The following is a 21,708-nucleotide window of genomic DNA, read 5'->3' on the forward strand; positions in this document are numbered from 1 at the left end:
GCCTTAGTGAAAACAACTTCCTTCACTTTTTTGAAAAATATTTAGGACACTATTGCTATCATACAGCATTTTATTCCAAAATATTTGGCACTTTCCTCCAAATGCTGTATCTTTGCACCCACAAAACTTATTCCGCAAGGCATAAGTCGGACTTGTAGCTCAGTTGGTTAGAGCAACAGACTCATAATCTGGAGGTCCCTGGTTCAAGCCCAGGCTGGTCCACGCTGAATATCAAGCACTTACAAAGATTTTGTAGGTGCTTTTTCTTTTCAGGGTGACCTTCATGTGACCTTTTTGAAGCAAAACTTTATATCTGCAATGTTGATGAATTACATTAAATCACATAGAACAACTATATAATGATACTAAGAAAGTATAAAGTTCTTCAAAGGTCATTTGAAGAAAACTCACATAAAGAAACTATTTCTCAAGGTAGTAGTTCAACTTATCCAATATTTTTTGTAAATTTGCGAGGAACAATCGTTTAATATATGTCTGAGCCTATAGATATACTCGAAAACAAATTACTGCAAGATGAGCCGGGACTGCTTGAAGTGCTCCTCTCCGACCATACCACCCGAAAGAATATTTTTTGGGCAACAGACAGTTATACCAACTACGGTAAGGGCTATGAATGGCATGATAGTATAACTGTGGAGGCCATAACAGGTAAGCATGGGAATATCATCATGCCCCGCGCTATGAAAAGTCGTGATGAACAGTTGCGCCGCTCACGGCAGATGGCCGAGGTGTTTACACCGTCGTGGCTTGTAGGAAAAATGAACGATGTCATTGATGAGGAATGGATAGGCCGCCAAGAGGAATTGAATGAAAACAAAAACGCTTGGCAGGACTATGTACTTGCTACTCGACTGGAAATTACCTGCGGCGAAGCTCCGTTCCTGACCTCGCGCTATGACACGGTGTCGGGCGAGTCCATCCCGATTGCCGAGCGAACAGGTATCCTCGACCGCAAGCTGCGCAAGGTGAACGATAAAAGTACTGATAAAGAATGGACCCACTGGGCACTTTTAGCATTGGGCTGTGTGTATGGTTATGAGTGGCAGGGCGACAATCTGCTCCTTGCGCGTGAAGCCTTGCTCGCTACCTTCAACGAGTATCATGAGCAGCGGTTCGGCAAAAGGGCAGACAAAACAACAATATTCAGGGCAGCAGAAATAATATCCTGGAATGTCTGGCAAATGGACGGACTGAAAGCCGTGGTGCCTTGCTCCTGCCATGACGAGCGCCTCACAGAGGGCGACCTATTCGGAAATGAGACTACCACCGTGACGCCGTGCCCAGGATGCGATAAAAACGACATTCTGCTCCACGACGGCCTCCGCTGCCGTCTCCGTCGCTGGATTCCCTCCCTCGACGAACAGCCCGACCACTTCGATTGCCTGTACCTCGACTTTATCATCAAGAACTATAAAACCCATCATAAAATGAAATGGTCTATGAAATTCGATTTTGTAATAGGAAATCCGCCGTACCAAGAGGAAAAAGAAGATAATGGTCGCCAACCGCCAATCTACGATAAATTTATGGATGGAACTTATAAAGTATCGGAAAAAGTTCTTTTGATATCACCTGCCCGCTTCCTCTTTAATGCAGGACAAACTCCAAAAGAATGGAACAAGAAAATGTTGAACGATCCTAACCTGAAAGTATTGACATACGAGCAGGATAGTAGCAAGGTCTTTCCAAATACAGATATAAAAGGTGGAGTAGCTATTACGTATCGAAACCTAAATGAAAATTTTGGTGCAATTGGCGTGTTCACTCCAATTCCAGAGTTGAACAGTATCCTGTACAAAGTTAAAGAGGCTTTTGATAAGTCGTTGGCAGAAATTATTTATGCACCAACTAAATTCGACTTAGACCATTTGTATGAGAGACACCCAGAGTTTAAGCCTTTAATCAAGTCTGATGGCAAGGACAAGCTGCTCCGGACGAATATTTTGAACGACTGCCCGTATTCCATGAAAGCAAGACGGGTGAGGACGATATTGCGATTATCGGGCTTATAGGAGGCAAAAGAAGCTGGCGATTTATAGACAAATACTATTTGGATGACAGTAACAATCAGATAAACACTTGGAAAGTGCTTATACCCGAGTCAAACGGCTCTGGTGCCATAGGAGAGGTATTATCTACGCCGTTAATCGGCTATACTCAAACTTTCATCGGTGTCGGCGCGTTTGAAAACGAATCCGAAGCCCAAGCTCTCTTTAAATACATTGTTGGAAAATTCTCTCGAGCCATGCTTGGCGTATTGAAAATAACACAGCACAATCCTATATCCACTTGGAAGTATGTCCCTCTCCAAGACTTCACCTCTTCTTCTGATATTGATTGGACTAAGAGCGTGCATGAGATAGACGTACAACTCTATGATAAATATGGATTGACAGCGGAGGAACGCCAGTTCATAGAGACCCATGTAAAGGAGATGGACTGATGAAAACACCCAATATACAAACTACCCATGTGGTTGTACCACAGATTTATGCCTACACCACGCCAGAAATAGCCCGACACAATGGTTGGGTAAAGATAGGCTATACGGAACAAAAAGATGTGAAAGTCCGTATTAAGCAGCAATGCCACACGGCGAATATTGCCTGGGTATTGGAATGGTATGGTAATGCGGTGTATGAAGGCTCCAACGAGAGTTTTCTGGACAAGGCCTTCCATGCTTATCTGAACAAGCTAGGATATGAACAGGAGCCCAAGACGGAATGGTTCCGGATAGGCACTGATGAATCACGCCATCACTTTTATGACTTCCGTGCAAATCATGGTGTGATAAAAGGCAAGGCCACTCAGCAGTATCAGTTAAGAGACGACAGTCAAGGGGAAGCGGTGCGCAAGACGATAGACAGTTTTACCAACCGGCCCGAAACTGAATACCTTTGGAATGCTAAGCCCCGATTTGGCAAGACGCTGGCGGTCTATGACCTGTGCCTGCGCATGAAATTCAAGAATGTGCTCGTCGTTACCAATCGTCCTGCCATTGCCGACTCATGGTATTCAGACTACTTGAAGTTCGTGGGGCAGGAACGCTATCTTTTCGTCAGCCGTGTATCTGCCCTCCTTGAACGCAAGGACACGCCTTGTCTCACGCGCCAGCAATATTTGGAATATATCAAGCAGCCAGACAGGGTGAAGAACTGTATAGAGTTCGTGAGTCTGCAAGACCTGAAAGGCTCTATCTATTTCGGAGGAAGCCACGACAAACTGGGAGAAGTAGCCCAACTCACCTGGGACTTGCTGGTCATCGACGAAGCCCATGAAGGGGTAGATACCTATAAAACAGATGTAGCTTTCGACCAAATCAGGCGCAAGCATACCCTTCACCTCAGCGGTACACCATTCAAGGCATTGGCCAACGAGAAGTTTCCACAGGATGCCATTTTCAACTGGACCTATGCCGACGAGTGCAAGGCAAAGGCATCGTGGGACGAAAGCCGGGGCACCAACCCCTATGCCGAGATGCCACGGCTCAATATGTACACCTATCGCATGAGCGATATTGTGACGGAAAAGGTACTCGAGGGTGTGGAAATAGACGGCGAAACCGAGGCATACGCTTTTGACCTGAACGAGTTTTTCAGAGTGGATCGCGGTCGTTTCGTGCATGACGAAGCGGTAGATAAGTGGATTGATGCATTGATCCGTCAGCAGCGTTATCCCTTCTCAACTCCAGAATTACGCAAAGAATTGCGCCATACTTTCTGGTTGCTTAATCGGGTGGACTCTGCCAAGAAACTGGCAGAAAAGTTGAGAGATAGCAAACGGCATCCCGAATTTGCCGATATTGAGGTAGTTGTCGCTGCCGGAGACGGAAAGACCGACAATGACGAAATCATAGAGGACGATAGTTCACTCAACCGTGTGCGCAAAGCCATTGCCGATCATCCCCAGGGTACAATAACCCTCTCGGTGGGTCAGCTCACAACGGGCGTAACCATTCCTGAATGGACAGCAGTATTGATACTGAGCAACATGAAGAGTCCTGCACAATACATGCAGGCCGCTTTCCGAGCACAAACTCCTTATCTGTATATAGACGCCAATGGGGTGTATCATCGTAAAGAGAACGCTTATATCTTCGACTTTGACCCAGCTCGCACCCTTACCAACTATGAGGAAATGGCGAATGGCCTTTCTGCCGACACCGCCTCGGGTAATGGGGACAGTGACACACGCAAGCGCCATATCCGCGAGCTGCTGAACTTCTTCCCAGTGATTGGTGAAGACGAAGACGGGGAAATGATACCGCTCGATGCCGAGCAAGTGATGCTCATACCTCGCAAAATACGATCAAAGGAGGTGGTGCGCAGCGGTTTTATGAGTAATTTTCTCTTTGCCAACATTTCCAGTATTTACGGTTGTTCTTCAGGCATTATTAACATTATCAATCAATTTACCCCCGTAAAAGCACCCAAAAACAACGAGGTGAGCACTAATGAGGTGGAGGAACTTTCGCATGATATAGACGAGAAAGGAAATGCACAACCCGACCCAATGAAAGTTACGGCACTGAAAGAGGACCTGTTTGGTGATAAAATCTATGGAGAACCTAAAGATGTGCTGGATGGTTTTATAGTGGAAAGCATACAAAAATACAGTCAGTCGAAAGAACATCAAGGGAAGAGTGCCGAGGAACAAATGATAGATAATGTAAGCACTCACCTTACAACTGTTTTATTCTCTGCTGCTGATAAAGGACTAGAAGAGACACACAAGGACAAACTGACAAAACGCAATCAAGGTGTGGCATCCATTCGCATCAAGAAAGCAATAAATGAGCAAATCGGTACTTACTGCCATCAGGCATCCATCGACAAAAAGAAAATAGAACGTCAGTGTGAATTGGATTGTCAAGGCAAAACTACCCAACAGCAAAAAGACATAAGAATTGAGGCAGAAGCAAAGAAGAAAGCCATTGACGAGAACCTGACCAAGACCATCCAAGAAAAGGCAGAAGACTTATTGGATAGAGGGGCAGAGATTATCGCTGACACTTACGAGCAGCAGCGTATTGATAAAAAGAAAGGCAATACTGACGAGTTGATTCGTGATCATTTGCGAGGTTTTTCGCGCACCATCCCTTCGTTCCTTATGGGTTATGGAAACGAAGAAACGACATTGCAGAACTTCGACAGCAACGTGCCTGATGAGGTGTTCCTAGAAGTAACAAGTGTAACCAAGAAACAATTTCACCTGCTGCGTGACGGAGGCGATTACATTAATGAAGAGACGGGACAAACGGAATATAGCCCAGGACATTTCTTCGACGAGGTGGTGTTCAATGATTCAGTGCGCGAGTTTATGGCTTTGCGCAAGCGTCTGGCCAACTATTTTGACTCAAAGATTGAGGAGGACATCTTTAACTATATTCCTCCACAGAAAACTAATCAGATATTCACGCCCAAACCGATTGTGAAGAAAATGGTTGACCTGTTGGAACAAGAAAATCCGGGATGCTTTGATGATCCAGACAAGACCTTTGCAGACCTCTATATGAAGTCCGGACAATATATCACTGAGCTAGTAAAGCGTCTCTATAATAGCAAAGGACTCAAAGATGCCTATCCTGACAACGAGGAGAGATTACGCCACATCTTCAAAAACCAGATATACGGATTAGCGCCAACCGAGTGCATCTACCGCATCGCCACACGCTATATTCTAGGCTTTGACGATACAATTTACATCCCTTCCTCAGAACACCATCTAAGACAAGCGGATAGCTTGCCAGCGGCAAAGAGTGGGACGATGGAGGACCTTTTGGATAAGGTATTCGAAATATAGAAAATAAACTGAATGTCAAATTTTACCTTGAAGCTAAATTCAATAATAATACTAACATGGCAAATAAAATGTGGAAAGATTGTGAAGCAGAACTGGATCTTCTGAATTTCAGCTACCTATCTGAACAAGTCGCTGAGATAGCCGAAGATGATAATCTTAGTCCTGCCACAATAGGTATATATGGTGATTGGGGGAGTGGTAAATCAACGCTAATGAAACTTACCAAGAAATTATTAGATTCAGACCAGAATATACTCACTATAGAATTTAACGGTTGGTTATTTGAAGGCTATGAAGATGCCAAGACAGCCCTGTGCGGTACAATCCTTGATGCAATGCATAACGCCGAGAAAAAGAATCTTTTTGTTAAGGGCAAGGATAAAATAGCTGAATTACTTAAACAGGTTGATAAAGGGAAATTGTTAAGCAAGGGCATAAAGTACGGATTGGACTTCTTGCTTACAGGAGGCGTTGGAACAATCACCGAATTAACGCTTACAGGATTAATTAGCTCAATAAAGCAAAAGGCTGGTGATGTTTCAGAGGCTGAAATAAAGAAACTAATAGACACTCTAAATACTGAAGATACCAAGCGCACCGAAATCAAGAATTTCAGGAAGACATTTAAAGAAATATTTGATGACTGCAAGAATGAACGTCTTGTTGTTTTCATAGATGAGCTAGATCGTTGTACGCCTGATACAATTCTTGATATTTTTGAAGCAATCAGATTATTTCTCTATGTCCCAGGAGCAACCTTTATCATCGGTGCAGATGAACGTCTTGTTAGCTATGCTGTTAAAACAAAGTATCGTGACATTCCTGGGCATGATATAGATATAAGTAAGGAATATCTAGAAAAATTGGTTCAATACCCAGTTAAGATACCTCAGCTAAATGAGGAGGAGGTTAAGCAGTACATCACATGTCTCCTTCTTCAAATAGAAGATCTTGATTTTAAAACAATAGCTCAAGCAATTCCAAATATGGGGATAAACGATGAATTTACTATTGAATCCGTAAAGGCTGCATTAGGCAAAGAACCTACAGAAAAGATAAAAGAAGCTTTTGATTTGTCTAATCAAATTTATTCCTCCCTGGCAGCTCTTATGAAAGGTAATCCTCGCCATTGTAAACGCTTTTTCAACACCTTGATGATGCGAATTTCGTTAGCCGAAAAAAGACAAATTACACTCCAAAAGAAAGTATTAGCTAAACTTATGCTTGCCGAGTACTATAAACCTACTTTTATAGAAGTACTAATGAACCCAGAAAGTAAAGGAGAATTGAAACAATTGGAGAATGGAGATAACGGAAGTGCATACACTATATTAAAGGACTGGGTAAATGATGAGTGGGTACAGAAATGGGTAAAAGGAGAACCATTACTGAGCTCAATTAGTAATCTTTCTGACTATTTTTATTTTTCCCGTGAAAGTAGAAAAATATATTCTTCAAATGCAGAAATACTAAGCACTCAGGCAAAGATTTTATTACAGAATCTTTTAGATTCCTCAGAAGCGGTAAGAAATAAAGCTATTGAAGCTGCTAGTCAATTGGCTCCATCGGAACAAATTTTGTTATCCAAAGCTATGTTTGAGGAATTAATAAAGGAAGAAATTATTGATGGCAAGAAATTCAAATCTTATCTTGAACTTGCAAAGAACCAAAATCAACAAAAGGAGGCCGTTGCCAAAATTATGTCGCTCCCAAATACAAGGATTACAGCTGGCTTAGTGGGTCAAATGACAGCCTTTGTAAATACACTTGATATTGATACGAAGGAAATACTTAAGACTTATCTTTTGACAAATAACAAACTTAATACTTCTGTTGGTATAATATTTAAATAAATAGTATATGGGAACATCTAACTTATATAAAGGTCCAAAGGGATCATCTCTTCTTCCAGCTGACTATACAGGAGATTCGGACGAGCAACCAATAGAAGACACCCCTGTTGAACAAGAACAATCCGAGAAGGGGGAAAAAGAGAAAGGGGACAATCCTGAACAAGAAGAATCCCAGAAAGAAAGTGCAACACGCGTAAGTTGGACACAGGCAAAACGGACATTCTCGAATGAGATTGGAAACTGGAGTCCTAATGTGAGATTGATAGTTAAAAACTATACCAAAGCATCAGGTGGCTATAAACATGCAGCCAGAACTTCCACGTCTTCTAAGCGAGTAGCTAGAGGTATTATTACTTTATTCTCTGGTAGTCCAAGTGATATTCGTCGTCATATAGAACAAAGTGGAATAATCTTTGAAGGACGTAGTGTTCAGGACATCTTCAATGATATCTATATTTATCTTTCCACAGGCTCTGCTTCACGAGAAGATGCCATTGCAGACAGAGCTTTATCACAGACATTCTCAGAATTATTTGAGAGCGATTTGATGAATTATCAAAGTCTAGAGATGTTTACCCCAGAGCTACTTGAGTTTATGGTTTCACACTTTGTTACTAACTCTATTTTTTACAGGCTTCTAAATGAAGTTGCTTTTGGAGAATTGACAGGTGATAAGAGTACTGTTGATATAACAACTATAGAAAGTGATTTGAAAACATTCATAGATGGAGTTGTTAGTGGTAGGTTGACAGAACATCTTCATGAAGGGGTAACTCAGCATGAGATTAATAGATTTGTAGATGATTTATACGAGGATTGTTATAAAGTAATGGAGGAACTTGCCAAATGAAAAAAGTTTTTGTATGTCATTTAAATGACAATGATACATTTCAAGTAGCTGGTGCGGAACAAATTCCACTGCATACCAAGGAAAAATGCTCGTATACGCTATGGACAAATCGCATACGACACCTTAACATGATTCCAAATTTCTTTGCCTTAGAGGCAGTAGATTTATTATACATCTCTCTGATGGTGTTTTCTGCTGATAGAAAAATTTTACGTCGCACTCAACCAGATGCTTGGACACGGAGTTTCTCTATTTACATGCCTGTACTTTGTTTTGAAAAGTGGAATGCTAATAAGCAACTTCTAGAATCTATGTTACACTTCTTAACAGGTGATTACTGGCAATTCAATTTCCGCGAGAGGCAACTAAATGAATATGAAACTTTTAGAAGTAATCTAATGGGTAAAAGTAAACAAACACTTGTTGCATCTGATTTTTGCATGTTATCTGGAGGACTTGATTCATTCATAGGTGCAACAGATCTTTTGACAAAAGGCACAAAACCTATTTTTGTTGGCAATTATAACGGAGGTAAAGGAGTAAGCGTGTATCAAAATAAAGTTATAAACTTGCTAAGTGAGCATTTTGGTTATGATGTAAATAGATTCTTTCAGTTTTATGCATCTCCAAAGAAAGGAGAAGAAGATACAACACGCTCTCGTTCATTGATGTTCTTTTCACATGCCATATTATTAGCTTCAGGAATGGGTAATCCAGTTACTTTATATGTGCCAGAAAATGGTGTAATTTCCTTGAATATACCATTGACTATTCATAGATCAGGAAGCTTGAGTACACGTACAACACATCCATATTTTATGGGGATGTTGCAGCAACTCCTAAATAATCTTGAACTACCAATAACAATAATAAATCCTTACCAATTTAAGACTAAAGGTGAAATGGCAAGAGATTGCCTTGACAGAGTCTTTTTAGAGAATAATATTCAATGGACGATGTCTTGCTCACATCCTGACTTAGGAAGATATTCGGGGGAAACTGAGCCTTCGCATTGTGGATGTTGTCTGCCTTGTACGATTCGCCGTGCAGCAATAAAGTTCGCTGGAATAAATGATGTTTCTACTTATAGAGATGTAAACTATAGATCGCCTGAAAATAGGATAATTTTGAAATCCTACCGATTAGGATTAAAGTATTATCATGAGCATCAAATTAGCCCATTGATGGCTATTCAACTTTCTGGTCGGATTACGGAACGCCATCAGGAATTTGCGGACCTTTATGTAAGAGGAATGGAAGAGTTAGCTAATTTTATTGAGACACTGTGATGGAATATTTATATGATACCCATTTTCACCTTGACTTGCAAAAAGATAGATTCGCAGCTATTCGAGAAATAGAACAACAGCAAATCTATACTATAGCCGTTACTAATTTGCCAGACCTATATAGAAAGGAGTCTGTAGAACTTAGGAGTAAGTATATCAGATTTGCTCTTGGATTTCATCCTGAATTAATACATCTATACAAAAAACAAATTCCTATGATGTGGAATTTGTTACCTTATGCACGTTATATAGGTGAGATTGGTTTAGACTTTGTTGATACAACATATAAGGAAGATCAAATAGCCTTTTTTAGCGAATTGATAGAAAGATGCCGTTATGATGAGGACAAAATCCTAACTATTCATTCACGCCGTGCAGTTCGCCAAGTTTTACAGATTATAGGGAAAGATTTTAGATTCAAACCTATCCTTCATTGGTTTACAGGAAGTAAAGGAGAGTTATTTGATGCTATTGAAACTGGATTTTATATATCTGTTAATCTTTCTATGATGGAATCAAGAAAGTTTCTAACATTATTGCCGTTAATACCTAAAAACAGATTGTTACTTGAAACAGATAGCCCGTTTACTCGAAATTGGGATACTCATTCGGGAACACTAAAAAAGACGACACAGTTGATAGTGGAATGTCAGGAAGATATTAATCTCTGGGATAATTTTAAGACGATATTAGTATAAATGAGTATTCAAGGTAGCAGAGATATGATAATGACAGTATCATTTAACAAAAGTACCTTCCTACCTCTTGCAAAGGAATAGAAAGGTATTTTTTCACCTTCGAAACCTTGGCCTATTCCTTACCTCTTCTTGCTGCTTTTGTTTTTGCCTCTCCTTGTACCAATCGAAGTTATCAACCACATTCTCGATTTCCGCCTTTCCCTTCTGATGCTCAAACAAACTAAGAAAGGGACGGGTGAGGAGGGTCAGAATAGTGGCACCATTACGCCTGTCTCTTGACTCTTTAGAAAGATATTCGTTGATGGCTGTCGCCTGAGGGAAGGTAAAATGCTGCAATTTAGTGTCATGGGCAAAGCCTATAACGGCATTGATGGCATTTTGACAAATAACCGTGAAACCTCTTAGAAATTCTGTTAGCCCAGCCTTCATTGTAGCGATGATTTTATCACGTTGTTGCAACTCTTGCTTGAGATTCTCTTCTCGATTTTTCAATTCGGTAATCAATCCTTTGTAGATACGCTCTTGCTTATTACATTTAGTAAGCCAAAAATCTGCACGATTCTGCTCCTTGGTTATCTCCTCTTTATAGGTAATGGTTAAGGTTTCTACTTGCTGAGCAACCACTTGCGGAATTGCAGCGACTTGTTTTTTCATTTTTTCATTTTCTGTTTCCAACTGGGCATACCTGCCCTTCCCTGCAATATGAGCCAGACCGGAAAGAATGGCACTGCCATTTTCCCGATTGGCTTTCACTTGCTTTTCGTGGATTTTCCTATCCAGCTTTTCACAATCAAGGGCTTTCTGTTCGTGTTCCCTTGCCAACTCTTCCGCTTGCTTCCTGGCATCTTCCAACTCACGCTTCTGCTTGGCCACAATATAGTCGTTCCGCTCCAGATGCTGTCTGCCCGTTTCCAACTTGGAAGCACCGCGCTCCATTTCCAAAGATTCCGCTGCCATATCCTGAATGAGGCTGATGTCTTCATTGTCCAGTTTGCAGGACTTGCCCGAATCATGGTTCATCCAGTCCCAGATGATGTGGGCATGATAATTGGGTTTCCATGTAGAAGTGTCGCTTGGATCCGTACAATGCCCCTCATCACGATGAAGGTGTATTTGTATGGCTGTAATACCGAAACGCTGCTGACAAAGGTCAGTAAAAGACTTCAGTTGTTCCATGGTGGTGTCTGGCTTGCAAACCACGACACCCTCGCGCAAGGGAGTACAGCCGGCAATTTTGGTTACCTTGCCCGTTTTCTTGTTCACCCTTTCCCGTTCCTTGGTCTGCATGGCTCGGCCTGTCTTTTCCTTTACCATCCTGCCAATGGCATCGTAATACTGTTGCAAGGTCATGTCGCCTTGCTGCTCTGATGTCCACGACTGATTATCTGGTATCAGGTCTTTCCTAATATAAAGTTTTTCTGCATTGATGTGGTCGAGATACGCTTTTGTTCTTTGGTTATGTGCTTCACTTTGCCCGATGTGGCAGGGCTTGATGTGTACGGATGTCATTTGTGTCATAATCAACAAAGTTTAATGTGTTAGAGAATTTTTCTTTGTAAAGGGTTCTTAGGGGAAATGCCCTAAGCGGAGAGTCCAGAGAGAATGTCACGCTCTGGTCAGGGGTCTTGGGGGCAGATGCCCATGAGTGGAGGGTGCAGGGAGAGAGTCACTCCCGCCGGTTCTCCAAGGCTGGCCTTGGACCCACAACTACGAAAGCGCAGCGTGTAGTTATAGTGGGCTATAACAAGGGCAAAGCCCTGTTCGTCCTCCCCGATACCTTCAGCGACTATGGCCTTCCCCGACTCCTGATTTTATCAATAAGGTATTCGTTGATGTCATGCTGGATAAATCCATTATCGACCTTGAACCGACCTTTGAACTTCTCCGTCCAATAATCATAGTTCATATCATCAGGGAAAAGTACCACTCTCTTGCCTTCCAATTTTGCCATCATGTCATCGGTGAGGTTGCAGCCTTCCCCGACTGCCAGCCAGTCAATGGAGGGCTCGGCAAGCGTACCGAGCAGGGCAGTCTTTTCCTCTTGCACGATGGCGACAGGTTTGTTTGAAAGTAGATGCTCGCCAAAGAATACTTCATCATCTGTGTAATAGTCGAAGCAATACCAGCTATAAAGATGTTCCACTAAGGATTCTCTACGCAAAGCGACACCACTGTCCGTATCAAAGTACAGTACGCTTCCACCAACAACCTTGTCATTCCGGCTAATTCTGGGTAGCACCGTTCCGTGGTGCCCGTTCACCAGCTTAGTAACAGCACCAAGATGAAACCGCATGATAAGGTAGTCAATAGCTGACAACATCTTGGGATTATAATCCACGGCCTTATCCAGATAATCCGTAAGGGAGGAATAATGGCATCCTATACCCAGTTTAGGAATGTCTATCAATATCCGATCATTGGGCGCAGCCTTGGCCGCCGATATTCTCTTCAAATCCTGATTTTCCATATTTTCCATGTGTTTTATGCAGTTTATGCACTTATGCATATTGCATAAAGTGAATAAAGTGCATAAATCAGCTGTTCAGAAGCCTTGATACCTTACTCTGGGTGATACCGCATTCCCTGGCTATGTCCTGCTGCTTCATGCCCTGTGAGGACAATTCCTTGACTTTCGCTTTCAGTTCCTCACGCCCGCTGGCACTTGCCGTTTCCAGATGGACGGCTTCCGTGTCATAGCCTCGGAAAGTAAAGCACAGATTGCCATCGCCGTTCATGGTCCGCTCGTATAAAGCCACATTATCCGCATCGAGTACCACTTCACCATTGCGCCACTTGCACTGCTTCACATAGACCATAGACTTGTCACGGCTTGACTGCCCCAGTCCCACGGCATCGTCTATGAGCTGATTGAGTTTGGCGGAACCCTGTATGGCCGACAGGGAAAGAGGCACGGAGCCGGAGAACATTTTGGGTACATGGTTGAGGATGACCAGCGTCCAGTTATATTTCCGTTTCAAGGCATTTAAAGAAGCCATGAGCGAACCGGCGTCGGAGCTCTTGTCGAGCGACTGGCTGAGGGCGGTGATGTTATCGATGAACACCACCTCCGCCATATTCGTCACGGCTGCCGCCTCTATCCCCTTCAGCACATCGCCAGCTGGAGCTTCCATGTCCATCTCCGCACGGAAGAAGGTGGGAGGAAAATTCGGAGACTCGTAGCGGAGGGCCAGCTGTCGCAGTGTCATCTCGAAGTCAGCGTACAGCACCCGCTTCCCCCTTGCCGCAATATCCCTTGCCACCTGCATGGCGAAGATGGTCTTGCCGATGCCCGACTGTCCGAAGATGATGCAAAGGTCACCTTCGAGGACAATATTGGGATATAGGACGACGACAGGAGGCAGCGACTTGCCCCTCCTTACGCAGTCATTCATGGAAGACACATGGAAACCACCTGCGTCAACGGCTCCCTGTTCCTGCAACTCATGAAAGGAAGACAGGATGTAGTCTGTTTCAGGCGGTTTGGGAATCGTCTTGATCAGTTTATCCATAGCGTTGCTCTATTGATTGCTCGTATTGGCTGGGAGCCCATTGGAAATCAAGGCGTCCACTTCCTGCTTGGAATACAGGTTGCGCCTGCCAATCTTATGCACATGTATCTCCCCACGCTTCTCCATCCGCCAGAGTGTGGTATAGGTGATATGCAGGCGTGCGCACAGCTCGTCGCGGGTTAAATACTCGGTGGATTCTACCAGAGCTGTTTCTTTCAGCAGATTCTTGCCCACCATTGTCTCTAATACTTCTGCAATGACCTCTTTGAGGTCTTCCTTTTGCAGCATAATGAAATTACCTTTCATATCATGAAATTTAAAAATGATGCTGCAAATGTCGTAAGTGGGAAAGTGGCTACAAGTGGCACCTAAATATTTTTATGATTACAGGTAAAATTTGATAGTAAGACATTGATAATCAATGATTTGGTTTTAAAAATATTTTAGTAGAATTCTGTTGATTTATCAAAGGTGGGAATAAGTGGGCGTGTTTGGGAATCACATGGTATCGTATGAAACGCACAAATAGCGTATTTCCGAAGTGGAGATACGCTATTTGAGTATAGGATAGATATAGAAAATTGTCATGTACGACTATATTTCCTGAAAATATGCCCAATCTGTTCCATCTTTTTATGGTACGCTTCCGTCACGCTATCGCTCCCTTTGTACTTCTTGTTAATATTTTCAACTTTATAGCCACATTCTTTGGCTATATCTTTGAGCCAAGTGGCACGAATATCCTCGGGCAACAAGAGAGATAGATCATGCAGAATTTTATACATGAGCATTTTCTTCTGCGAACATGCGGCGAGGTGACTTGTATGCAATTTGCGGGTAATGATACTTTTGAACTCATCTGCTGAGGTTAAATCTTTGAATATTTCTCCGTTGAATCTCTTATAAAGTTCTTCTAACAAGCCATCAGGGAAATGATAATCATCTTCTGCTTTAGGTACAATTGGTGATAGTTTGTTCGCTTTTTCTTTTGGCTGGTCTTTATGTTCCATTACCATTTGTCCATTACAACTTTCTTTCTCAGCAACATAAAATAATGTACCCTCACGCCGCCCAAGGTTAATTGTATATCTGCGGAACATATCTAAGTCCCATTCACCACGCTCCAAATCGTCTGACGAATTCAATTTTACACTCCACTGAGCAAAGTTCGTATGCTCAAAGGGATGGTCAAGGTCATATCTGCGACAGTAATTATAGGCAGATGTGAAACCATTCACGTACCAGCGACTTACTTGTGAGCTTAGTAAATCAGCTTCTTTGTTTCCTGTGGATTCAGAGTGCCTATCAAAGATGAGCTGTAATAGAGCCAGTGCATTGGTGGTAATCATGGCTTGCCTCGGTTCCTTATCCCATGTGGCAACATAGAGAGAATATCCATCAACAATTTTGGAACTGAATTCTTGGTAATCACCCTTAAACCATGGAAGGATTTTCTCCTGAAAGAAATCGTATAGTGTCATTATATTGCTTTATAGGTTCGGTTCTTATTACTTCCACACGCTTCAATTCGCCCTTGCTCAACCAAGGTACTGAGATAATAACGAGATTGCGATGACTTCAATCCAAATACTTGCATTATATCTGAAGTCTTAACTTCTCCATTCTTCGCAATATAATTCAATATCACCTGCATTTTATCGCCGGTGTTATCGCCAGTTTCTGATTTTATCGCCGGTTCATTAGGCGTTTTATCGCCGGAACTTGTCTTTACCGCCGGTTTATCGCCAGTTTCTGCGTTTATCGCCGTATTGTCATGGTCTTTACCGCCAGCTAACTCATTTCCCATCATATCATCGGAAGCCTTTTCAAACAACACTTCCGAAAGATTTTTGCAATGTAGTCTCAAAATGGTTCGGTCTGGGTTGTGCGTGTCTTCCCACGTCGGCTGTTCACCGTATGCCGATTTCCAGCCATCGATGATAGTTGGGATGCCACTACCAGCACGTTCTCCAAGGTCGATGAGGGCGAACATCTTAAAGAGAATTGCATTGCGAGGGTCGGAAACGCCACCACTCATGGCCTCTTTCATACCTATTCGGAAATCACCCGGGTTCTCGAAGGTGTAACCATCAGGATATTTCTTGATGACCACCCCACGTCTGCCATAATAGTCGGCATTAACCAACGTGTTCAATAATGCTTCGCGCACGGCCTTATGAAGTGGGGTGTCATCCACTCGCATCATTCCCTCCAACTTGAAAGGACGAGGAAGGTCGTGGCTAAGTTTGTTAGCAACGGCAAAGAAGAAATCGAATACGTTGCCACTCCATTCGCCCGTTGAAGAAGCCAGTCTGTCCACCCAACGGATGCTCGGATCTCGATGGTCTTGATAGTCGAGGAAATATTGAGGATATTCTGAGAGAATCTCGTTTTCATACCCAAACATCAATAATCCTGCCGTTGTAGGATAAAACTTACCTTCATCAGCATCGTAACCAATGGCTCCTATTTTACCAAGAAATTCTTCATCATCCAGTTTTGACCAAACGTGATTGATGTGAGAAATATTGAAAATATTCCGATAGCTATGCACTGTGTCCATGCAGAACACTTTCATATCGCGGTGTTTGAGCAATTTACGATCTTGGGTCAGTTGATAAGCATCCCGATACATGGCCGATACCTCCTCGTGAGAGCAATGGTAATCGCCTTCACCGTTGCGCCGGTATGAGCCAGACATCGGGTCTTGACCGACATAGACAGGACGAAGGTATCGGTCTGCACGAGGTACACGAATAGAGATTACTTTCTTGCCTTCGTAATCTTCTACCGTCACATCTTTTTCAACAAGAAGATTAACATTGATTTTCTGGCGGTTGTTGACCATATTCCAAAAATCCTTCAGCATCTGGTCGGCATTCTGCACACCCGACACTTCAAAAGAGCCATCTTTCTTTTCATCAACACCAAGCAATATAATACCACCATCGGTATTAGCAAAAGAAGAATATGTCTCCCACATCGAGTTAGGGATGCCTCCCTTTGCCTTCTTAGCCTCCAGTCGATTTCCTTCCCTGTATGAACTGATTTCTTGTATATTATAAAGGTTCTCTTCCATCTTTTTTCTTCTTAATGCTTACAAATATATAGATTATCTAAAGAACTCGCAACTTTTAAAAGTCTTATTTCCACTTCCACTGATAATAAAATTATTTATAACGAAGCCAACAGTTGCTTACGCTCTTCATCGGTCATATTTTTAAGTAGGGCGAGAAGTGCCTCTTTGCCATCTTGTTTCTTATCATTCAGTAAATACCAGTTATATTCCAGCATTTTCCCCAATGGATAGGCTCCTATATAATTTGAAGTTATATCACCATTTCCACAATGTCCCATACTGTCACTGATATACTTATAAGGCACCGATCCCGAATTGTTTAGGTTAGTAGCAAAGCTATGCCTTGCCCATGTCGCAGTGGGGCACTGCTCCATGCCAAGAAGTTGTGCAATCTTTGCCATGTGTTCGCGAATATATCGGTTATATCTTTGAATTACCCACACTTCCTTTTCGGGGGTAATGAATTCGCTCATGATAGGAAAAACTCGCTTACCTTGTTCGGGCTTATTTCCGTATTTATCAATAATCTTTTGTAATTCGGGCGTGACAGGGAAAATAACTTCACTTGCACTTTCGTTCCTGTCCCTTGTCTTGTGGCGCAGGAAACGGAGCTGTTTGCCATGTGTAGCAAAGTACCAGCCATCATAGGTCAGGCGTAATGTATCAGCTAAGTTTTGACCATCGCCTAAATACATAAATAGGAACAGCCCTAAATCACGAAAGATGGCATACTTCTCCCTGGGCAGGAACAACTCCTTCCCATCAGCGTCTACTGCTTTATCAGCTTCCCAAAAGTTGTAGAGCTTGCGCATCGTAGCCACGTCAAGGAATTCATGCTTGCGACTGCATACTTTGTTATAGCCTGTATCTTTGAACATTTCCTTTGTATTGCCGTTAATTAGCCCTCGTTCTATGGCTATATTGACAATTGTGCGGAAAGTACGTAGGTCAATTGCTATGGTTGTAGCGCTCAACCCACCTTTCTTCATAGTTCTCACCCAACGTTGGACGAAGTTTTTATCAATATCTGTCAAGGCAACGCTTTCACCCATATCTTTTATAAAACGACTTTTTACGTCCCCACTACAACGAGCGGAACCAACCTTGCCTTCCTCCCGCTTTGTTTGTAGATATTTGTCCCAAATCGAATAAATAGTACAAGTATCGTCTCGTTTCCCTTGAAACCTATCTTTCAACCTTCGCAGAGAGAAGTTACCCTCAGCAATCAGTTGGTTTGTCATCAGTTCAACACCAGCTAATAGTTCTTTCAGATCATTGCGTTCTGTTTGCTGCACACGCCTTCCCGATTTCTCATAATCGCATAGGCCCACCCAATCGGACATGGTGTATTTAACTCCCAATCTGAGAAACACCTTTTGGCTGTCATAACTTACACGCACGGCAACAGGAAGCTCTTGGCTGTAATCTTCAGCCGCTTTACGAATGTCAAGCGTCAGAGACCCGAACACACTACCGTTTGACGAAGTGAATTTTGCAAGACACTTATCTCCTCTTGAACCTGCCTTTGACGCAATTTTCTTGCTTTTAGTGACCTTAATAACCGTCTCCATGCTTGAAATATCCTTTGTTTACTGTGGTTTTAGTACGAAATAGGGTGACCTTCAGGTGACCTTACGACGTGCAAACTGCTGCAAATTTAAGGAATTTCGTGAAAAGTACAAAATGTGTAACTGCTTTATTTACTGCATTTTAATATTATTTGTTATTTCATGAAATACAGGTCAATCAGACTCATAATCTGGAGGTCCCAGGTTCAAGCCCTGGCTGGTCCACAATGAATAATCAAGCACTTACAAAAATATTGTAGGTGCTTTTTATTTTTAAGGTAACCTTCAGGTGATCTTTTTAAAGCGAAGCACCATAGCGGTGACCTTTTGAAATTTTATAGGATTGCAGAGGATTTTTATAGATTTTATTCTATTGCGGACGTGATTTGAGGGAACATCAATTCTGAATGTGAATTTTGATGTTGAACAGTAGGGAAAGAAGATGGGGGTTAACCTTCTTCCTTTCCTGCCATTTTTGTATTACAACATGAATTTTCTCATAAAAAGCATAAAAACAAAGCCTTTTTGAGATTATTTTTGGAAATACACAAAGAAGATGAAATATTTTCATTTTCTTTGTAGTGAAAAATTAGTAATATGGAAGATATAAACAGAATAAAAGTCGTTTTGTGCGAAAAAAAACGTACTAGCAAATAGCTATCAGAACAGATGGGGGTTAATCCCTCGACTGTTTCTAAATGGTGTACAAACTCTTCTCAACCTGATTTAGAGAGCCTTTTGAAAATTGCAGATTATCTTGGTGTGGACATCAAGGAGTTAATAACAAGAGAATACAAATCTTTCATTCTATCACAAAAATAAAAGTATGCTGAACACATTCAATATTAGCAATCGTCGTTACCTTGGCAATAAATATAAGTTACTTGACTGGATTAAAGATGTCGTAAATCAGAATTGTAAAAACATTGACTCTTTTTTTGATGTTTTTTCTGGTACAGGAAGTGTGGCTTCTGCTTTTATAGACAAAAGACTTGTCGTTTGTGATATGATGAGAAGTAATTATCTTGCAGCATTATGCTGGTTCTCGCCTGGTTCATTGGATAGACAATCATTGTCTGAGATGTTGGAATATTATAATAATTTTGATGCGTCGAAAGAAGATAACTATATGTCACAGAATTTTTCGAATACTTATTTTGACCATCTGACTTGCCAAAAAATAGGTTATATAAGAGACCATGTTCTATCGCAATATGAGGATGGCCACATAACAGAACGTGAATACGCATCTATTATAACCTCCCTATTTTATGCAATGGATAGAATTTCACACACATGCGGACATTATGATTCATTTATAAGAGATGGTAAGTATGAGGGAACATTGGAGCTGCGTATGCCTGAAAATGACTATCCTGTAAATGAGAATAATCGTATATTTTGTGAAGATTCAAACCTAATAGCTGGTACAGAGGAAGTTGACGTAGCTTATTTAGATCCACCATATAACAGTAGACAATATTGTGATGCTTACCATTTATTAGAAAATATTGCTCTCTGGAACAAGCCGGAAGTCTATGGATTGGCTAAGAAAATGGACAGAACTCAAATGAAAAGTAAGTATTGTAAGAGCATACAGGCGGCGGAAGCTCTCTCTGATTTAGTAAGTAAATTAAGATGTAGATATATACTGTTTTCTTACAACAACACTGGGAAAAAGCTACAATGCCGTTCAAATGCGAAGCTCACAGATGAAGAAATTATAGACATCTTATCTACAAGAGGTGACGTTCAGGTCTTCTCTATGAACTATCGTGGATTTGATGCGGGAAAAAGTGAAATGAATAAAGATAATAAGGAGAGGCTCTTTTTATGCAACGTACACAGATAAAAAAATACATAGCATCACCCCTTAATTACATAGGTGGAAAGGCTCGGATTTTAGACCAGCTACTACCACTTATGCCTAATGACATAGACATCTTTGTAGATTTATTCTGTGGTGGGTGTAATGTTGGAATGAATGTGCCATCGAACTACACAATATACAATGACACTTCCCGTCCTTTGATAAACCTATTAAAAGCCCTTCAAAGGATGAAGAACGATACTATAATTAAGGGTATAAATAAACTTATTGATGAGTTTGAATTTAGTAGGACAAGAGATCATGATTTTGCATACTATGGAGGCGGAGCCAATCTGGGGGTTTCGGTTTATAATAGAGAAAAATTTCTAAAACTTAGAGAGAAATTTAATACATTTCCCCAAAAGAACAGTCAGTATTATATTATACTCTACACATTGATACTCTTTGGATTTAATAACCAATTACGTTTCAATGAACAGGGAAAATTCAATCTTCCTGTAGGTAAGCGAGACTTCAATACGACTATTGAAGGAAAACTTGTGAGATTCTTAGATGCACTGCGTGCTCAACCACATGAGTTTCAGACAAAGGATTTTAGACATTTCGATTTTAAGAATTTGACAGCAAATAGTCTAGTTTATTGCGACCCACCGTATCTTCTTACAACAGCGACCTACAACGAAAAATCTGGATGGACTCTCAAAGATGAGCATGACTTAATGGAGGTTCTGGATTCGTTAAACGATTGTGGCGTAAAATTTGCACTATCAAATGTTCTTCAACATGAGGGCAAACAAAATGTTGTGTTGCTGAATTGGGCAAACCAGAACAATTACAATATCCATGATTTGTTTATGGACTACCACTATAGTAATTATCAGAAAAAGTCCAAAAAGCCCGAATCAAAGGAAGTTTTAATTACGAACTATTAAAGTTTTAAGCATATGTCAACATACGAAAGAATACCATACGCTTCGTTTCTATGGAAGTTTGGAACGACTTCATTTAGAACAAAAGAGTTCAATCGGAAAACCGAACTACAACTCCAGTTGTTGAATGAATTTTGGAAAAAGCCAGAATATGCCAACTATGGATGGGAGCGTAAATACATGTTTGATGGTCAGGAAGATATTTATTGGATAAAGAATCGCTACTATGACTGGCTCGTAGACAACAAATTCATGGAAGGCGGCGAGCCAGAATCCATA

The 21,708-nt window shown here is 41.5% G+C and carries 16 protein-coding genes, 1 tRNA gene and 1 pseudogene; 11 read left to right on the forward strand and 7 right to left on the reverse strand.

Translation table 11 applies throughout. The features are described 5' to 3' along the window. Window positions 1–148: 148 nt before the first annotated feature. From JHU38_RS10165 to JHU38_RS10195, 8 genes are all read left to right on the forward strand, one after another. Window positions 149–222 (forward strand) — tRNA-Ile (locus tag JHU38_RS10165). A gap of 269 nt (window positions 223–491) precedes the next feature. Continuing rightward, the gene (locus JHU38_RS10170; protein WP_232369927.1) at window positions 492–2,033 is read left to right on the forward strand and encodes an Eco57I restriction-modification methylase domain-containing protein; all 1,542 of its coding nucleotides are present in this window, start codon (window positions 492–494) and stop codon (window positions 2,031–2,033) included. Window positions 2,034–2,071: 38 nt separating this feature from the next. Beyond that, window positions 2,072–2,464, forward strand: coding sequence for a hypothetical protein (locus JHU38_RS12435; protein ID WP_232369928.1), 393 nt, complete (start codon window positions 2,072–2,074; stop codon window positions 2,462–2,464). After that, window positions 2,464–5,823: a DEAD/DEAH box helicase family protein gene (locus JHU38_RS10175; protein ID WP_107581997.1), complete on the forward strand. Its 3,360-nt coding sequence runs from the start codon at window positions 2,464–2,466 to the stop codon at window positions 5,821–5,823. The genes JHU38_RS12435 and JHU38_RS10175 overlap by 1 nt, the downstream gene beginning before the upstream one ends. A 56-nt stretch (window positions 5,824–5,879) precedes the next feature. Next, complete coding sequence (locus tag JHU38_RS10180) at window positions 5,880–7,676, forward strand: KAP family P-loop NTPase fold protein (RefSeq protein ID WP_107581996.1); 1,797 nt, start codon at window positions 5,880–5,882, stop codon at window positions 7,674–7,676. A 7-nt stretch (window positions 7,677–7,683) separates the two neighbouring features. Continuing rightward, complete coding sequence (locus JHU38_RS10185) at window positions 7,684–8,526, forward strand: RNA-dependent RNA polymerase family protein (protein ID WP_107581995.1); 843 nt, start codon at window positions 7,684–7,686, stop codon at window positions 8,524–8,526. Beyond that, a complete protein-coding gene (gene qatC, locus JHU38_RS10190; RefSeq protein WP_107581994.1) occupies window positions 8,523–9,815 on the forward strand; it encodes a Qat anti-phage system QueC-like protein QatC in 1,293 nt (430 codons plus the stop codon). The genes JHU38_RS10185 and qatC overlap by 4 nt, the downstream gene beginning before the upstream one ends. After that, window positions 9,815–10,513, forward strand: coding sequence for a TatD family hydrolase (locus JHU38_RS10195; RefSeq protein WP_107581993.1), 699 nt, complete (start codon window positions 9,815–9,817; stop codon window positions 10,511–10,513). The genes qatC and JHU38_RS10195 overlap by 1 nt, the downstream gene beginning before the upstream one ends. 93 nt (window positions 10,514–10,606) lie before the next feature. On the opposite strand, the gene JHU38_RS10200 is transcribed toward JHU38_RS10195, so the two are convergent. The 7 genes from JHU38_RS10200 to JHU38_RS10230 form a co-directional block, all read right to left on the reverse strand. Then, window positions 10,607–12,031: a recombinase gene (locus JHU38_RS10200; RefSeq protein WP_232369929.1), complete on the reverse strand. Its 1,425-nt coding sequence runs from the start codon at window positions 12,029–12,031 to the stop codon at window positions 10,607–10,609. Window positions 12,032–12,299: 268 nt separating this feature from the next. Continuing rightward, complete coding sequence (locus JHU38_RS10205; RefSeq protein ID WP_107581992.1) at window positions 12,300–13,019, reverse strand: DUF6371 domain-containing protein; 720 nt, start codon at window positions 13,017–13,019, stop codon at window positions 12,300–12,302. Between the two features lie 28 nt (window positions 13,020–13,047). After that, on the reverse strand, window positions 13,048–14,022 hold the full coding sequence (locus tag JHU38_RS10210; RefSeq protein ID WP_107581991.1) for an AAA family ATPase: 975 nt from the start codon (window positions 14,020–14,022) through the stop codon (window positions 13,048–13,050). Between the two features lie 9 nt (window positions 14,023–14,031). Beyond that, window positions 14,032–14,328 (reverse strand): helix-turn-helix transcriptional regulator, encoded by a 297-nt coding sequence (locus tag JHU38_RS10215; protein WP_107581990.1) that lies wholly within the window; start codon window positions 14,326–14,328, stop codon window positions 14,032–14,034. Between the two features lie 278 nt (window positions 14,329–14,606). Beyond that, entirely contained in the window at window positions 14,607–15,503 is an 897-nt protein-coding gene (locus JHU38_RS10220) for a hypothetical protein (RefSeq protein ID WP_107581989.1), read from the reverse strand. Then, window positions 15,503–17,101 carry an RNA-binding domain-containing protein gene (locus JHU38_RS10225; protein ID WP_107581988.1) on the reverse strand — a complete coding sequence of 533 codons (1,599 nt, stop codon included), beginning with the start codon at window positions 17,099–17,101 and terminating at the stop codon, window positions 15,503–15,505. Before JHU38_RS10225 ends, JHU38_RS10220 begins: the two co-directional genes overlap by 1 nt. 95 nt (window positions 17,102–17,196) lie before the next feature. Further along, complete coding sequence (locus JHU38_RS10230; protein WP_107581987.1) at window positions 17,197–18,672, reverse strand: tyrosine-type recombinase/integrase; 1,476 nt, start codon at window positions 18,670–18,672, stop codon at window positions 17,197–17,199. Between the two features lie 594 nt (window positions 18,673–19,266). Between JHU38_RS10230 and JHU38_RS10235 the strand changes: the two are divergent. The 3 genes and pseudogenes from JHU38_RS10235 (at window position 19,267) to JHU38_RS10245 (ending at window position 21,432) form a co-directional block, all read left to right on the forward strand. Continuing rightward, window positions 19,267–19,491 (forward strand): annotated as a pseudogene (locus JHU38_RS10235) (helix-turn-helix transcriptional regulator). Between the two features lie 4 nt (window positions 19,492–19,495). Beyond that, window positions 19,496–20,521, forward strand: a complete 1,026-nt coding sequence (locus tag JHU38_RS10240; protein WP_107581986.1) for a DNA adenine methylase — start codon at window positions 19,496–19,498, stop codon at window positions 20,519–20,521. Next, window positions 20,503–21,432 (forward strand): DNA adenine methylase, encoded by a 930-nt coding sequence (locus JHU38_RS10245; RefSeq protein WP_107581985.1) that lies wholly within the window; start codon window positions 20,503–20,505, stop codon window positions 21,430–21,432. The genes JHU38_RS10240 and JHU38_RS10245 overlap by 19 nt, the downstream gene beginning before the upstream one ends. The last annotated feature ends 276 nt before the right edge of the window (window positions 21,433–21,708 follow it).

Origin of the sequence: Prevotella illustrans, assembly GCF_017426725.1 — a bacterium.
GTDB classification, from domain to species: Bacteria; Bacteroidota; Bacteroidia; order Bacteroidales; family Bacteroidaceae; genus Prevotella; species Prevotella illustrans.

Excerpts from the sequence above, each read along its gene's own strand:
- JHU38_RS10170 (WP_232369927.1), top strand. The coding sequence starts at position 492 with ATGTCTGAGCCTATAGATATACTCGAAAACAAATTACTGCAAGATGAG.
- JHU38_RS10175 (WP_107581997.1), top strand. The coding sequence starts at position 2,464 with ATGAAAACACCCAATATACAAACTACCCATGTGGTTGTACCACAGATT.
- JHU38_RS10180 (WP_107581996.1), top strand. The coding sequence starts at position 5,880 with ATGGCAAATAAAATGTGGAAAGATTGTGAAGCAGAACTGGATCTTCTG.
- JHU38_RS10185 (WP_107581995.1), top strand. The coding sequence starts at position 7,684 with ATGGGAACATCTAACTTATATAAAGGTCCAAAGGGATCATCTCTTCTT.
- qatC (WP_107581994.1), top strand. The coding sequence starts at position 8,523 with ATGAAAAAAGTTTTTGTATGTCATTTAAATGACAATGATACATTTCAA.
- JHU38_RS10195 (WP_107581993.1), top strand. The coding sequence starts at position 9,815 with ATGGAATATTTATATGATACCCATTTTCACCTTGACTTGCAAAAAGAT.
- JHU38_RS10200 (WP_232369929.1), bottom strand. The coding sequence starts at position 12,031 with ATGACACAAATGACATCCGTACACATCAAGCCCTGCCACATCGGGCAA.
- JHU38_RS10205 (WP_107581992.1), bottom strand. The coding sequence starts at position 13,019 with ATGCATAAGTGCATAAACTGCATAAAACACATGGAAAATATGGAAAAT.
- JHU38_RS10210 (WP_107581991.1), bottom strand. The coding sequence starts at position 14,022 with ATGGATAAACTGATCAAGACGATTCCCAAACCGCCTGAAACAGACTAC.
- JHU38_RS10215 (WP_107581990.1), bottom strand. The coding sequence starts at position 14,328 with ATGAAAGGTAATTTCATTATGCTGCAAAAGGAAGACCTCAAAGAGGTC.
- JHU38_RS10220 (WP_107581989.1), bottom strand. The coding sequence starts at position 15,503 with ATGACACTATACGATTTCTTTCAGGAGAAAATCCTTCCATGGTTTAAG.
- JHU38_RS10225 (WP_107581988.1), bottom strand. The coding sequence starts at position 17,101 with ATGGAAGAGAACCTTTATAATATACAAGAAATCAGTTCATACAGGGAA.
- JHU38_RS10230 (WP_107581987.1), bottom strand. The coding sequence starts at position 18,672 with ATGGAGACGGTTATTAAGGTCACTAAAAGCAAGAAAATTGCGTCAAAG.
- JHU38_RS10240 (WP_107581986.1), top strand. The coding sequence starts at position 19,496 with ATGCTGAACACATTCAATATTAGCAATCGTCGTTACCTTGGCAATAAA.
- JHU38_RS10245 (WP_107581985.1), top strand. The coding sequence starts at position 20,503 with ATGCAACGTACACAGATAAAAAAATACATAGCATCACCCCTTAATTAC.